The organism is Streptomyces sp. NPDC056948, assembly GCF_042674225.1.
Classification (GTDB): domain Bacteria; phylum Actinomycetota; class Actinomycetes; order Streptomycetales; family Streptomycetaceae; genus Streptomyces; species Streptomyces purpurascens.
In genome coordinates, this window is sequence record NZ_JBHUQX010000248.1 from 1 (window position 1) to 14,079 (window position 14,079).

Annotated in this window: 10 protein-coding genes; 1 reads left to right on the forward strand and 9 read right to left on the reverse strand. The window is 71.3% G+C overall.

What is annotated here, in order from left to right; all coding sequences use genetic code 11:
• Window positions 1-116 precede the first annotated feature (116 nt).
• From hypE to ACFTZL_RS28015, 9 genes are all read right to left on the reverse strand, one after another.
• Entirely contained in the window at window positions 117-1,187 is a 1,071-nt protein-coding gene (gene hypE, locus ACFTZL_RS27975) for a hydrogenase expression/formation protein HypE (RefSeq protein ID WP_382588112.1), read from the reverse strand.
• Window positions 1,180-2,322 carry a hydrogenase formation protein HypD gene (gene hypD / locus ACFTZL_RS27980; RefSeq protein ID WP_382488249.1) on the reverse strand — a complete coding sequence of 381 codons (1,143 nt, stop codon included), beginning with the start codon at window positions 2,320-2,322 and terminating at the stop codon, window positions 1,180-1,182. Before hypD ends, hypE begins: the two co-directional genes overlap by 8 nt.
• On the reverse strand, window positions 2,319-2,600 hold the full coding sequence (locus ACFTZL_RS27985) for a HypC/HybG/HupF family hydrogenase formation chaperone (RefSeq protein WP_382588114.1): 282 nt from the start codon (window positions 2,598-2,600) through the stop codon (window positions 2,319-2,321). Before ACFTZL_RS27985 ends, hypD begins: the two co-directional genes overlap by 4 nt.
• A 3-nt stretch (window positions 2,601-2,603) precedes the next feature.
• Window positions 2,604-4,928 (reverse strand): carbamoyltransferase HypF, encoded by a 2,325-nt coding sequence (hypF, locus tag ACFTZL_RS27990; protein ID WP_382588116.1) that lies wholly within the window; start codon window positions 4,926-4,928, stop codon window positions 2,604-2,606.
• Entirely contained in the window at window positions 4,925-5,668 is a 744-nt protein-coding gene (gene hypB, locus ACFTZL_RS27995; RefSeq protein WP_382588118.1) for a hydrogenase nickel incorporation protein HypB, read from the reverse strand. The genes hypF and hypB overlap by 4 nt, the downstream gene beginning before the upstream one ends.
• A gap of 49 nt (window positions 5,669-5,717) precedes the next feature.
• A complete protein-coding gene (locus ACFTZL_RS28000) occupies window positions 5,718-6,305 on the reverse strand; it encodes a hydrogenase maturation protease (protein WP_382588120.1) in 588 nt (195 codons plus the stop codon).
• On the reverse strand, window positions 6,302-8,038 hold the full coding sequence (locus ACFTZL_RS28005) for a hydrogenase maturation protein (RefSeq protein ID WP_382588122.1): 1,737 nt from the start codon (window positions 8,036-8,038) through the stop codon (window positions 6,302-6,304). The genes ACFTZL_RS28000 and ACFTZL_RS28005 overlap by 4 nt, the downstream gene beginning before the upstream one ends.
• Window positions 8,039-8,115: 77 nt before the next feature.
• Window positions 8,116-9,606 carry a family 43 glycosylhydrolase gene (locus tag ACFTZL_RS28010; protein ID WP_382588123.1) on the reverse strand — a complete coding sequence of 497 codons (1,491 nt, stop codon included), beginning with the start codon at window positions 9,604-9,606 and terminating at the stop codon, window positions 8,116-8,118.
• Window positions 9,603-12,863, reverse strand: a complete 3,261-nt coding sequence (locus ACFTZL_RS28015) for a discoidin domain-containing protein (protein ID WP_382588125.1) — start codon at window positions 12,861-12,863, stop codon at window positions 9,603-9,605. Before ACFTZL_RS28015 ends, ACFTZL_RS28010 begins: the two co-directional genes overlap by 4 nt.
• 267 nt (window positions 12,864-13,130) lie before the next feature.
• On the opposite strand from ACFTZL_RS28015, the gene ACFTZL_RS28020 reads away from it, so the two are divergent.
• On the forward strand, window positions 13,131-14,079 hold a 949-nt coding region (locus ACFTZL_RS28020; protein ID WP_382588127.1), incomplete at its 3' end, for a family 43 glycosylhydrolase.

The window sequence follows — 14,079 nt, forward strand, 5'->3', positions numbered from 1 at the left end:
AACGATCTGCGCAGGGGCGGGGTGCGGGAGATCCCGGGCATCGAGCCGACCCCGGCCCCCGCATAGCGTGTGTGGGCCCCGCCGGCCCCTTCGGCGGGGCCCACTCGCATGCCCGGTCAGCAGATGCGCGGCAACTGCTCGCCGAGCGGCAGATCCACCACCCGCGTGCCGCCCAGACCGGTGGCGACCACCACCATCCCGGGGTGCTCGGCGACGCACTCGCCGATCAGCGTGGCCCCGGTGCCCTGCGGATGGGCACGCATCGCCGCGAGCACCTCGTCCGCCGCCGACGGGGGCACGAAGGCGACCAGCCGGCCCTCGTTGGCGACGTACAGGGGATCGAGCCCGAGGAAGCCGCAGGCGTTAACCACGGCGTCCGGCACCGGAACGGCCCGCTCCTGAAGCCGGACCCCGGTCCCGGAAGCGCGGGCGATCTCGTTGAGGGACGCCGCCAGGCCACCCCGGGTGGGGTCGCGCAGTACATGGATGTCCGGGGTGACGGCCAGCATCGCCGCCACCAGATCCGCCAGCGGCGCGGTGTCGCTGGCGACCTCGACCCCGAACTCCAGCCCCTCCCGCACACTCATGATCGCCACCCCGTGCAGACCGATCGGCCCGCTGACGATCACGGCGTCACCCGGGCGCGCGCGCTGAGGCCGGATGTCCACGCCCTCGGGCACGAGCCCCACCCCGGCGGTCGTGACATACACCCCGTCGCCGTGCCCGGACTCGACGACCTTGGTGTCACCGGTGGCGATCGTGACCCCGGCGGCCTCGGCCGCCGCACCCATGGCACGCGCGATCCGTCCGACGACGGTCAGCTCCACGCCCTCCTCCAGTACGAAGGCGGCGGAGAGGTAGGCCGGCCGGGCACCGCTCATCGCGAGATCGTTGACGGTGCCGTTGACCGCGAGGTCGCCCAGGCTGCCACCGGGGAAGAACAGCGGCCTGACCACGTACGAGTCGGTGGAGAACGCCAGCCGCGCGCCGCCCAGTTCGAGGACGGCGGAGTCGGCGAGACCGGCCAGGGTGGCGTTGCCGTAGGCGGGGACGAAGACCTGCTCCATCAGCTCCGCCGACAGCGCGCCTCCACCGCCGTGGCCCATCACCACGACCGGCTGGTCGCGCAGGGGAGCGGGGCAGGTCCAGTTCGCCGGGTCGACGGTGTCGGCGAGTTGTTCAGGCAACGGGGTTCATCTCCTCCCGCGCGGCCCGTTCGGCCTGCGGTGTCGCGGCGTTCATCCGGCGGTACAGGTAGTAGGCCGCGCAGGCGCCCTCGCTGGAGACCATGGTGGCGCCGAGCGGGTTGCGCGGGGTGCAGGTGGTGCCGAACGCCTCGCACTCGGTCGGCTTGATCAGCCCCTGGAGCACCTCGCCGCTGCGGCACTCGGCGGGCTCCTCCGTGCGGATCCCGGAGACGTCGAAGCGGTGCTCGGCGTCGTACGAGCGGAAGGCGTCGGTCAGCCGCCAGCCGCTCAGCGGGATCGGCCCGATACCGCGCCAGTTCCGGTCGGTGACCTCGAACACCTCCTCGATCATGCGCACCGCGGCCGGATTGCCCTCCTCGCGCACGGCACGCGGATACGCGTTCTCCACCCGGTGCTCACCGCGCTCCAGTTGCCGGACCGCCAGGCGGATGCCCTCCAGGATGTCCAGCGGCTCGAAGCCGGTCACCACCATCGGCACCCGGAACCGCTCGGCCAGCTCCGGGTACTCCGCCATGCCCATCACGCTGCACACATGCCCGGCGGCCAGAAAGCCCTGCACCCGGCAGGCGGGCGCCGTCATGATCGCCTCGACGGCCGGGGGGACCCGCACATGGGACACCAGCAGGCTGAAGTTGGTCAGGCCGAGGCGTCTCGCCTGGTGCACGGCCATCGCGTTGGCCGGGGCCGTGGTCTCGAAGCCGATCGCGAAGAACACCACCTCCCGGTCCGGGTGGCGGCGGGCCAGCTCCAGGGCGTCGAGCGGCGAGTAGACCACGCGTACGTCGCCGCCCTCGCCCTTGACCCGGAACAGGTCGCGGTCGGTGCCCGGCACGCGGAGCATGTCGCCGAAGGAGCAGAAGATCACTCCGGGCCGCGAGGCGATCTCCAGCGCCTTGTCGATGACCTCCAGCGGCGTGACACAGACGGGGCAGCCGGGTCCGTGGATCAGCTCCACCTGCTCGGGCAGCAGTTGGTCGATGCCGTGCCGGATGATCGAGTGGGTCTGTCCGCCGCACACCTCCATCAGGGCCCACGGCCGGGTGGCGGTGGCGCGGATCTCGTCCAGCAGCCGCCGGGCCAGATCGGGGTCGTTGAACTCGTCGATGTACTTCACGCTGTTCCCGCCTCCTTCGCCGCCTGCTCCCAGGCGTCCCCGAACTCCTCCTCCAGCAGCCCCAGTTCCTCGAAGAGCTTCAGCGAGGCCAGGGCCGACTCCTCGTCCAGACGCTGGAGCGCGAAGCCGACGTGCACGATGACGTACTCACCGACCCGCACATCGGACACGTACTCCAGGCACGCCTTCTTCTGCACTCCGCCGAAGTCGATCAGCCCGGTGAGTGGTTCCGCGCTGTCGTCGATGGCGACGACCTTGCCGGGCACTGCCAAACACATGGGTCACTCCTCCTGTCGTAGGTGCGCCGCGACCACGAGCTGGCCGAGGGCCAACCCGCCGTCGTTCGGCGGGACTTCGCCGTGGCGGAGCACCGCGAAGCCGTCTTCGGACAGCAGCCGCGCGCACTCCTCCTCCAGCAGCGCGTTGGCGAAGACCCCGCCGCTGAGGGCGACGGTGGCCAGGCCGGTGTCCTGACGCGCACGCCGGCAGATCTCCGCGACGGCCCTCGCCACCGCACGGTGGAAGCGGGCGGCGAGCACAGGGGCCGGGGTGCCGCGCCGCAGATCGGCGACGAGCGCGTTCAGCACGGGCGCCGGGTCGTACGTACCGGCGGTGAAGCCGAAGTCGTAGGCCGAGGTGCCCTCACCCCAGGCAGAAGCGGCGGCGGCCTCCAGCTCCAGGGCGGCCTGGGCCTCGTACCCCGCGCGATGGCACACGCCCACCAGGGACGACACGGCGTCGAAGAGCCGGCCCATGCTGGAGGTCGCCACACAGGCCACCCCGCGTGTCAACTGCCGCTGTACCACGGCCAGTTCGTCGGCCGCGCAGGCGGTCACACAGGGCAGCTCCGCGTCCCACGCCAGACCCGCCGCCCACAGCCGGGCCAGGGCCAGCCGGCACGGGTTGGCCACGCCCGCGTCCCCGCCGGGCAGCGGGGCGGGGGCCAGGTGGGCGAAGCGCCGGTAGCCGGTGTAGTCGGCGAGCAGGATCTCGCCGCCCCAGACGGTGCCGTCGTCGCCGTAGCCGGTGCCGTCGAAGGCGACGCCGATCACGGGTGCGGTGCCGTCGAGGCCGTGCTGGGCCATCGCCGAGGCGATGTGCGCGTGGTGGTGCTGGACGAAGACGGGCGCGAGCCGGTGGGCCCGCCGACGGGCCCACCGCGCGGACTGGTATCCCGGATGCCGGTCGGCGGCGACGAGTTCGGGGGTGACACCGGTCAGCGACCGCATGTGCGCCTCGGCCCGCCGGGCCGCCTCCAGGGTGGTCAGATCGCCCATGTCGCCGATGTGCGGGCCGAACCAGGCGTGGTCGCCCTCGCCGAGGCACAGGGCGTTCTTCAGGTCCCCGCCCACGGCGAGCGTCGGCCGCACCGGGATCGGCAGCCGCAGCGGGCGGGGCACGTACCCCCGGGACCGGCGCAGCACCTGCTCGGTGCCGTCGGGGCGTACCCGCAGCAGCGAGTCGTCGCAGGGCGAGGAGATGGGCCGGTCGTGGGCGAGCCAGGCATCGGCCAGACCGGCCAGCCGGGTCAGGGCCTCGTCGTCGTCCGTGACGATCGGTTCGCCGGAGCGGTTGCCGCTCGTCATGACCAGCACGCGCGGGCCCGGCGGATCACCCGGCAGGCCGAACAGCAGGGTGTGCACGGGCGTGTAGGGCAGCATGACGCCGAGGTGCGGGCTGCCGGGACAGACGCCGGGCGCGAGGCCTGCCATGTCCGCTCGCCGCCGCAGCAGGACGATGGGGCGCCGCGCGCTGGTGAGGGCGGCCAGTTCAGCCGTGGAGGGGGCGGCGATCCGCCGTACGGCGTCGAGGTCCGCGCACATCACCGCGAACGGCTTGCCGCCGCGCGCCTTGCGGGTGCGCAGCGTCTCGACGGCCCGCGCGTCGGTGGCGTCACACGCCAGGTGGTAGCCGCCGAGTCCCTTGACGGCGACGATCCGCCCGGCCGCCAGCAGCGCCCGCGCCGCGGCCAGGGCGTCGGCGTCCCGGGCCGGGCGGACATCGCTCCCCGCGGCGGGCACCAGGCGCAGCCGGGGGCCGCAGCCGGGGCAGGCCACGGGCTGGGCGTGGAAGCGCCGGTCGCCGGGATCGCCGTACTCCCGGGCGCAGTCGGCACACATCGGGAAGCCGGCCATGGTCGTGACCGCCCGGTCGTACGGCATGCCCGTGGCGACGGTGAAGCGGGGCCCGCAGTGGGTGCACGTGACGAACGGGTGCCGGTGGCGGCGGTCGGCCGGATCGGCCAGTTCCTGCAGACAGTCGGGACAGGTCGCCGTGTCGGGCGGGAGGAGGGTGCGGCCGGGGGAGCGGTCGGTGGAACGGATGCTGAAGGTGTCGTCGGCGCCGCTGACGGGCAGGTCCTCGAACCCGACACCGGTGACCGTGGCCAACGGCGGCGGCTCCTGGGCCAGCCGGTCGCAGAAATCGGCGATGCCCTCCGGCGGTCCCTCCACCTCGATGAGGACACCGCTCGCCGTGTTGCTCACGAACCCCGCGAGTGCGAGATCGGTGGCCAGGCGGTGCACGAAGGGGCGGAACCCCACGCCCTGCACCGTGCCGCGCACGGTGACACGGCGGCGCACCGCCTGAGTGGCGGGCGCCGTCACGAGACGAGGCCGGCTTCGGTGCCCTCGTGGGAGTGGGAGTGGGAGTGCGGCCGGGGCGCCAGGGGAGGCCGGTGCACGGAAGCACCGTCCCGTACGGCGAGTACCCGCTCCAGGAGGGTGTCGACACCGTCGTCGGTCCGGGCGCAGGAGAACAGCAGCTCCACCCCGGGGTTGACCCGCTGGACATTGGCGGCGAAGGCGGCCTGGTCGAACCCGGCGGGCCCGGCCAGATCGATCTTGGTGAGCACCACCAGATGGGCGGACCCGAAGGCCGTGGGGTACTTCAGCGGCTTGTCCTCGCCCTCCGTCACCGCCATGAGCACGATCCGCAGACTCTCGCCGAGGTCGTAGGAGGCCGGGCAGACGAGGTTGCCGACGTTCTCGACGAACAGCAGCGAGGTGTCCCCGGGCAGCCAGCTCTCCACATGGCCGCGCAACTGCCGCGCCTCCAGATGGCACAGCCCGTCCGTCAGCAACTGCTTCACCGGGGCTCCCGAGCGGGCGAGCCGGTGGGCGTCGTTCTCGGTGGCCAGGTCGGCGGTGAGCGCGGCCACCGGAAGGCCCCGCTCCACCGCCCTGGCCAGCACCCGCCCGAGCAGTTCCGTCTTGCCGCTGCCCGGGCTGGACAGCAGGTTGACCACGCTCACGCCCCGCCGGGCCAGCTCCTCGCGCAGCCCCGCGGCCAGGGAGTCGTTCTTCGCCAGGACGGCCTGGGTGACCTCGTCCATGGAATCGCACATGGGGCCGCTCCTCGCGGTCGGTAAGGACATCGGTAGGGAAATCAGTCCGCTACCGATCCTCCGCGCCGCCGCTCACCGTGCCCGGCAGCCCGGCCGACGACAGGGCGGTGGATTCGTCCGGGCGGCTCAACGGGGGCGTGGCCGCCGGGTCGGAGAGCAGCACCGGAGCCATGGTGTGCAGCGCCGCGACGGCCCGTCCGACCGCCTCGCGCACCGTCGCGCTGATGCCCGGCGCGATGTCCTCGTCGGCGGGTGCCCGCAGCTCGGGCTCGCAGGCGAGGACGAGGACACGCGGCAGCGGCTCGTCGCCCAGATGGGCGGCCAGGGCGAGGACCTTCGCCGGGTCCATGCCGTGCGCCTCGGGCGGGGCGCCCGCCGAGGCACCGTCCGGCAGGTCCGGCTCGACCAGCGACAGGGTGCCCGGCTCGTGCCCCCGTACCGCCGCGTCGACCAGGACGGCCGTGTCGTAGCCGTCGAGCAGTTCGTACGCCAGGTCCATCCCGCGGATGCCGAAGTCCCGCACCCGCACCTGGGGCGGCAGCGGGTTCCGCTCCAGGGCGCGGATCACCTCGGGCCCGAAGGCGTCGTCCGCGAGAAAGATGTTGCCGACACCGGCGACGAGCAGCCGCGCACTCATCGCGCACCGTCCAGCGGCCTGGGGGAGCCGGTCGGGAGCTTGCGCACGAAGGCGGACCGCAGCGCGTGGTACGGGGCGTTCCGGTCGAAGAAGATGGTGCGCATGCGGGCGAGTTCGGTGCGCCGGTATTCGGCGAGCGGGCGCTGGAGCTCGTCCGCGTGACGCGCCGTGGTCTTGGCGGTGATCCGGCGTGCGAGGTCCGGGTCGTCGGCGAGTGCGGCGGCCAGCCGCTCGACCTCCGCCGTGAACTCCTGTGCCTGGGCGGGCACCAGACGGTCCACCAGCCCGATCCGCGCAGCCGTCGCGGCGCTCACCGGCAACGCCTCGCTCGTCAGCCGCTCGGCCGTCTCGGCTCCCACGCGGCGCGGCAGCGAATACGTCCAGTACTCCGAGCCGTGCAGGCCCATGTTGCGGTAGTGCGGGTTGAGGACGCTGCCCGTGCGGCACCAGACCTCGTCCGCGGCCAGGGCGAGCATGACGCCGCCGGCCGCCGCGTTGCCGCCGAGCGCCGCGACCACCAGCCGGTCGGTGGTGCGCAGCACGGCCTCGACCAGGTCGTTCATGGCGTTGAGGTTGGACCAGGACTCGCCCGCCGGGTCGCTCGACGCCTCGATGACGTTGAGATGGATGCCGTTGGAGAAGAAGTCGCGGGCGCCGCCGAGCACCAGCACCGACGTGGGGCGGCTGAGCGCGTAACGGTAGGCGGCGAGCAGCCTGCGGCAGTGGGTGGTGCTCATCGCCCCGCCGGGGAACGAGAAGGTCACGAAGCCGGTCCCGCCGTGCTGCCGGTAGCGGATGTCGGACCAGGTGGTGCGGTCCGGGGGCAGCTCGAGTGGGGCGGCGATCTCGGGCAGCCAGTGCGGGCGGTCGTTCGAGCTCGGCATGCCGTGGGACCCGGGCGGGGCCGGGAACGTGGCGAGGACCGAGGCCGCCGGGCGGCGGAACGGCGCCGGGTCGCCGGAGCTCTTGCGCGGGCGCAGCTCCGGGATCCACACCGCGCCGTCCCGGGTGGCCCGGCAGACCGCGCCGGACCGGGTCGCGAGCAGCTCCCCGGGCTCACCCCGCAGCCGGTCCTCGGGGTGCCCGCCGTGCAGGAACACCTCCCGGCCGCAGATCTCGTCCCGGACGCCGGGCTGCGAGTCGGCCCCGCGGAGCTTGCGCAGCACCGTCTGCGTGCTGTCCCGCTCCCAGTCGATCCGCCGCTGCTCCTGGCGGAAGAAGTCCCGCCACACCACGTGGATCCCGGGCTCGCTCTGCGGGCGCGGTTTGTACGAGCCGTCGGCGTACCGCCGTACGGCCTGGAGGACCGCGGCTGTCGCGGCGTCGGCGACCTCGTTGCGGTACACGTTGCTCTTGCCGGCCGGCGGCACGGAGAAGGTCCCGTCCGCCCACACGTCGCCCGCGTCCATCGCCGCCTCGGCCTGAAGCACCGTCACGCCCCACTCGGGCGCCTCCTGGGCGATCGCCCAGTCCAGGGAGGACGGCCCCCGGTCGCCGGGTGGTCCGGGGTGCACGATCAGGCAGGTGTGCTGCTGCCACACGTCCTCCGGCAGCGCCGACTTCAGCATCGGGGCGACGACCAGTTCCGGGCGCACCTCCTGTACGGCGGCCCGGACCGCGTCGGCGCCGTGCGAGGCGAGGACGACGTCCACCCGGTGCCCCTCATCCGACAGTTCCGCGTACACACGCTGGGACAGGCTGTTGAACGCGCTGACGACGAGCAAGATGTCCATGACATGGCATGCTCGCCGTTCGGACGAGGGCCGAGAAGGACCACCGCGGCGTTTCGCGGCCCTCGTGCGCTTCCGGGCTACTCTCCCGACGGTGCGGTCAGCGGGACGCCCAGGCCCACCGGAGTGCCGAAGTTCGGCGTCCCGTCGGCGTTCCAGGTGAACTTCTGTGCTCTGGTGGAGCGGTTCATGTCGCAGCCGCCGCCCGCGGAACTGTTGGCGTGGTACACCATCCAGTCCTCCGTGCCGTCCGGCGACTTGAAGAAGCCGTTGTGGCCGGGGCCGTACACGCCGTTGGCGTTGGACCGCTGGAAGACCGGGTTCGGTGACTTGACCCAGGAGGAGGAGCTGAGCGGGTCGCCGCCGTTGTACGTGAGCATGCCCAGCTTGTAGTCGGGTGTGGAGCAGTGGCTGGCGGAGTAGACGATGAAGGTCTTCCCGTTGCGCTGGAGGACCTCGGCGCCCTCGTTGACCGCGCCGCCCACCGTCTCCCAGCCGTAGGTGGGGGTGGAGAGGATCCGGCGTGTGCCGCTCGCGGTCCACGGGTTGGACAGCGGCCGGATGAACATCGGCTGCGAGCCGTTGTAGAAGGTGCCGAGCAGATACAGCTTGCCGTTCAGTTGCAGGATGCCCGGGTCCAGTTCCCAGGTGTTGTCCTGGGACGGGTCGAGCAGGTCGGCCTTGAAGGTGTAGGGGCCCATCGGGTCCTGGCCGGCGCTCTCCAGGACATGGATCCGCTGGGTGCCCAGGTCGAACGGCTCCCGTCCGGCCGTGTAGTAGAAGTACCACCGCTTGCCGTTCGGGCCGTCGAGCAGATGGAACTCCGGGGCCCACATCGTGCCCGCCCCGTTGGGCCTGGTCAGATTGAAGATCACCTGTTCGGTGGCCGTGGCAAGGCCTCCCAGCGTGCGGGACTTGCGCATGGTGACCGTCGAGTTCCAGGTCGTGGTGGCCAGGTAGTAGTAGCCGTCGTGGAAGGTCAGCCAGGGGTCGGGGCCGCGCTGGGCGATCGGGTTGGTGAAGGTGTTCGGGCTCGTGCCGCCGCCGGTGAAGCCGGACAGGCGCCACACCCTGCCGTTCGCGGCGGAGCACGGGAGCTGCACCAGGCCGGTGCCCGACGCCGACGAACCTCCGCTCGGCGTCACGCACTTGCCCGAGGCCGTGGAGACCAGGTTGAAGGCCTTGTCGGCGCCGCTCACCGGCACCAGCCGCCACTGCTGGTTGGTGCCGCCGTGGCAGGGCCACTGGATGACCGTGGCGTTGTCCGCGGTGGACGCGCCGGAGACGTCTACGCACTGGCCGGACTGGGTGGTGATCGTGTACGTGTCACCCGAGCCGGAGACCGGTGCGAAGCGGAAGTTCTGGTTCGCTACGGACCCGCACGAGAAGGCACGCAACTGCGTCCCGTTCGTCGACGAACCGCCCGGCAGATCCAGGCAGTTGCCGCCGTTCTGGTTCACCCCCGTCGACGTGAACGCGACGGCGGCGGCAGCCGGCTGCGGCGCGGCCAGGAAGGCGACCACCATGGTGAGGACGCCGATGAGCGCGGACAGACATCTGAAACGAGTCACGGGCCGTACACCTTCGCTTCGAGGAGGCCGACGGAGTCGCTGCCGTTGCTGGTGAGCTGTACACGCAGCCGTGTGGTGTTCGTCGCGGTGAACGTGACCGCGTTGTACTGGTTCTTCGCCACCGGGTAGCCGCTCGCGCCGGGCACGTCGGCGTAGGCGCCGCCGTTCCAGTACTGGAGCTTCCACGAGGCGGGCATGTCGATGCCCTGGTCGTCGTCGAAGAAGTACACCTCGGCCTTGTTCAGCGTCTTCGCCGAAGGCCAGGTCAGCTCGGCCCACTGCTGCCCGCTCTCCGGCCAGGTGCCCCAGCGGGTGTTGACGGTGTCGTTGGACGAGGGCGGGTCGACCCCGTCGTTGATCGCGGTGACGCTCTCCCAGGAGGAGGTGTACGAGGCGGACGCGGTGGCCGATGTCGCCAGGTTGGCGGGTGGCTGGGCGCCGCCCCGGTTGTGGACCTTGATCTCGGTGAGGCCCGTCTTCGCCCCGGAGGCGTTGCTCGCCAGGACCCGGATGCGCTGGGCACTGATCGCCGGGAACCGCACCAGGTTGTAGTTGGCACGGGGCGCGGCCGGGCTCTTGGTCTGGCCGCCGGCGGCCACCCAGGAGGTGCCGTTGTGGTACTGGATCGTGTACGAGGACGGCGCCCGGTAGGTCGTACTGGCGGGACGGCTGTCCTTGAAGTAGAGGCGCACCTCGTTGAGCGTCCGTGCGGTGCCGAAGTTCAGCTCGTACCAGTCCTGGCTGTTCGAGGAGCCGCCCGCGCCCCAGAACGGCTCGTTGGTGGGGAGCCCGTCGACCGCGCCCGAGACGCTGCTGCCCGACCCGGTGTGGGAGGCGGACGCGGTCGCCCCGGAGGCGAGGTTGGCCGGGTCACCGGTCAGGTCGACACCGGCCTTGGCGAGCATGTCGACCATGCGGGGACTGTCCTGCACGACCTGGTTGGGGGCCTTGAGCCCGGGGACGGTCGTGCGGTGGGTGACCGTGCCCTTCGTGGTGACCTCGCCGGTGGCCGGGTCCCAGGTGAAGGGCACCAGGGAGCTCACGGTCGCGGCCCGGGTGCCGTTGACGTAGATCGAGTAGCCCTCCGGGATGCCGGGATAGCGCACCACGCCGTCGGCCGGGTCGTCCCAGACGACGGACAGGTCGGCGCCCCGGTAGCGCAGGTTGTTGACCGTGAAGTGGGACCAGCCGATGTCGATGGGGGACAGCTCCACCTTCGCGTCGCTGCGCGGCCGCAGCCCGGCCACGTCCTCGATCACGGTCCAGTTGCTGCTGCCCAGGATGTTGTGGTGGATCCAGGAGCGGTAGTCGATGGAGCTGCCGTTCCAGTCGGCCCAGAACTCGTTCGCGTCGGGCCACTGGGTGTTGCCGCCGACGTACTGCGCCCAGGTGTTCCAGTAGAGGAGCTTCTTGTAGTCGGTGGCGTTCATCCAGGAGTTGGGATAGTTGCGCAGCACCGAGGAGTAGAGCCGGAACTGGACGGTGGAGTTGATGGTGGAGAAGTTGTTGGAGCCCGGCTCCCCGGCCTCGGCCGCCGCCTTCTTGTCGACCTGGTTGGCCGTGTAGAAGGGGAAGACCGGATACTGCGCCGGGTCGTCGAACAGCCGCAGGGCCTGCTTGTACGTCGCCGTGTCGGGGACGGCGCCGACCGAGAACGGGTAGTAGTTGTTGATCTCCTTCCAGGGCACCCACTCGTTGGTCGACTTCAGCCGGTGCTCGAACAACTGCCGGTTGGGGTTCCACAGGACGTTGACGATGGCGTCCTTGATCTGGTTGGCGAGGGTGCGCATCTCGGTCGCCTTGGCCGTGTTGCCGGTCGCCTCGTAGGCCTGTGCGGCGGCGAGGGCGCCGCTGTACTGGTAGGCGGACTCGGCGCGGTCCATGTTCCCGGGCTTCCAGTGGAAGGAGACGGCGTCGGCGTCGTTGCCCGTCAGGGCGCCCCAGTCGTACTCGATGAGCTTGTTGTTGTCGCGGTCGTAGTGGGCGAGCTGGCCCTTGACGTCGCCCTCGGCGTAGCGGGCGAGGCTCGCGGCGATGCCCGGCTGGCCGCCGTGGATCTGGTAGCTCTTCCACGCCGCCTCGGCGATGTACTGGGTATAGCTGTTGGACCAGTTCTCCGGGTCGCCCGGGTTGTCCAGAAAGCGGCCGCCCTTGGAGGTCTGGCCGACGCTCAGCCAGTCCCCGTAGGCGTAGGACGGGTCGCGCAGGTACTTCAGGTCGTCGATGTGCATCGGCTGGGTGAGCGCGATGGCGTTGTTGTAGCCGAGGACGCCCTCGGTCGAGGTCGGGAACTGGAAGGTCTGCCCGGGGATGTCGGCGTCCAGGTGGTTGAAGCGCATCAGCCACCAGCGGTAGTAGATGTTCTTCTTGATCGCGGGCTCGGGCACGTCGATGTACGGCACGTTCTGCGCCCACCACCGGTTGTAGGCCCTGACGTGGGTGGCGAACGCGGTGGCGGCCGAGTAGCCCGCGTAGGCGTCGTACTCCGTGCGGGACTCTGGGATCTCGTCGGTGACGAAACCCATCACGACCTTGGCGGTCACCGTGGCACCGGCCGCGACCGTCACGGACCGGTTGAGGCCGCCGCCGGAGACGGCGAACCCGTCACCGGTCAGCCGGGGGCGGAGGGTCGTGAGGTTGTTGTAGGCGTTGACCTGCCCGGTCAGCTCGCTGCCGGTGCCCGAGGTGGCGTAGGGCGACGTCGCCCGCAACTGGAGCGTGGTGGAGGACGAGCCGTTGTTCTTGATCGACAGATTGGTCACGGCCACGTTGTTGTCCGTGATGAACTTCGTCTGGTCGACCGTGACCGAGCCGCTGGTGTGCACGCTCTTCCAGTGGCTGGGTGTCTGCCGGCGCTGCGCGACCTGTTCGGTGAAGGTCCCCGGGGTGACCGCGACGGTGTAGGCGTTGTTGCCGTTGATGTTCTCCCAGTAGGCGACCTTGCCGCCGAAGCCGAACCGGGCCGGGTCGTGCTCCTTCATGAACAGAGCGCGCCCACGGCTCATCAGCCAGGGTCCGGCCGGGTCGTTGCCCGAGCGGGCGAGCAGGCGGTCCATCCAGAAGTCGGTCCCCGAACTCTCCGCGTCGTAGATCGCCCGCATCATGTCGCCCGGTGTGTGGGCGACGGGCGGGGCGGGGATCGCGGGGCCGCCGAAGCTGGGGAACCCTATGGTCTGCGCCGCCGCGGCCGGGGTGGTGGGGACGACGCAGCAGACGGCGAGTACCAGTGCGGCCAGGAGGATCTGCGGTCTTCTCATCGGAGCTCCCTGTCCGGACCTGCAGAGCACGGAAACGACCTAAAAGGTTTTCGCAACGTAAGAGGGAGCTGATGAGGTGTCAAGAGAGGTGCGTGATAACGGAGTTGGTGGGCCCGGTGAGGCGGTGGGTCCGGCGAGTGGGTAAACGGCACGGTCGGAGGCCCGGAAAACCTTTCAGGCCGGCATTGCTCGCAAACGTATTCGACATTACGGTCCTGCGGTGATCACCCGGCGCACGCCGGAGCGGGCGTCACGAGGGGACATCGCATGCGAAACTGGCCGGCAGGCGTCATCCGCAATCCGGTGCTGCCCGGGTCCCACCCGGACCCGTCGATCCTCCGTGTTGGGCCGGACTTCTACCTGGCCACGTCGACGTTCGAGTGGTACCCGGGCGTGCGCCTGCACCACTCCACGGACCTGGTGCACTGGCGCCCCCTCGGCGGCGCCCTCGACGACACCCGCCTGCTCGATCTGACCGGGTGCCCGGACTCCGGCGGTGTGTGGGCGCCGAGCCTCACCCACGCGGACGGTCTGTTCCACCTCGTCTACAGCAACGTCTCCACGTACGTCGGCGGCTTCACCGACTGCCCCAACCACCTGATCACCGCCCCCTCCATCGAGGGTCCCTGGTCGGATCCGGTGCCGCTGCACGCCCGGGGCTTCGATGCCTCCCTCTTCCACGACGGCGCCGACAGCCGACTGCTGAACCTGGTCCACGACTGGCGTCCCGGCCACGGCGGTTCGGCGGGTCTGGAGGCCCGGCCCTACGACCGTGCCGAGCGCCGCCTGACCGGCGACCCCGTGCGGATCGAGCTGCCGCCGCAGGCCGGCTGGATCGAGGGCCCGAACCTCTACCGCCGTGGCGACTGGTACTACCTGCTGACCGCGGACGGCGGCACGGGCTACGACCACCAGGTCACCGTCTCCCGCTCGCGCACCCTGACGGGCCCCTACGCACGTGACCCCGACGGCCCGCTGCTCACCGCCCGCGACCACCCCGATCTGCCGCTGCAGAAGGCCGGGCACGGCAGCCTGGTGGAGACCGGGGACGGCAACTGGTACCTGGCCTACCTCGTGGCCCGGCCCCTCGGTCGGCGCGGACCGTGCGTCCTGGGCCGGGAGACGGCACTGGCGCCCGTGATCTGGACCGCCGACGGCTGGCCGCGTGTCGAGGGCGGACTGCCCGCCGTGGAAGTGCCGACCGGTACTTCCACGG

What these genes read in the sequence shown, in the direction of transcription:
- ACFTZL_RS28000 (WP_382588120.1), bottom strand. Translation starts at nt 6,305, where the DNA reads ATGAGTGCGCGGCTGCTCGTCGCCGGTGTCGGCAACATCTTTCTCGCG.
- ACFTZL_RS28005 (WP_382588122.1), bottom strand. Translation starts at nt 8,038, where the DNA reads ATGGACATCTTGCTCGTCGTCAGCGCGTTCAACAGCCTGTCCCAGCGT.
- ACFTZL_RS27985 (WP_382588114.1), bottom strand. Translation starts at nt 2,600, where the DNA reads ATGTGTTTGGCAGTGCCCGGCAAGGTCGTCGCCATCGACGACAGCGCG.
- ACFTZL_RS28015 (WP_382588125.1), bottom strand. Translation starts at nt 12,863, where the DNA reads ATGAGAAGACCGCAGATCCTCCTGGCCGCACTGGTACTCGCCGTCTGC.
- hypB (WP_382588118.1), bottom strand. Translation starts at nt 5,668, where the DNA reads ATGTGCGATTCCATGGACGAGGTCACCCAGGCCGTCCTGGCGAAGAAC.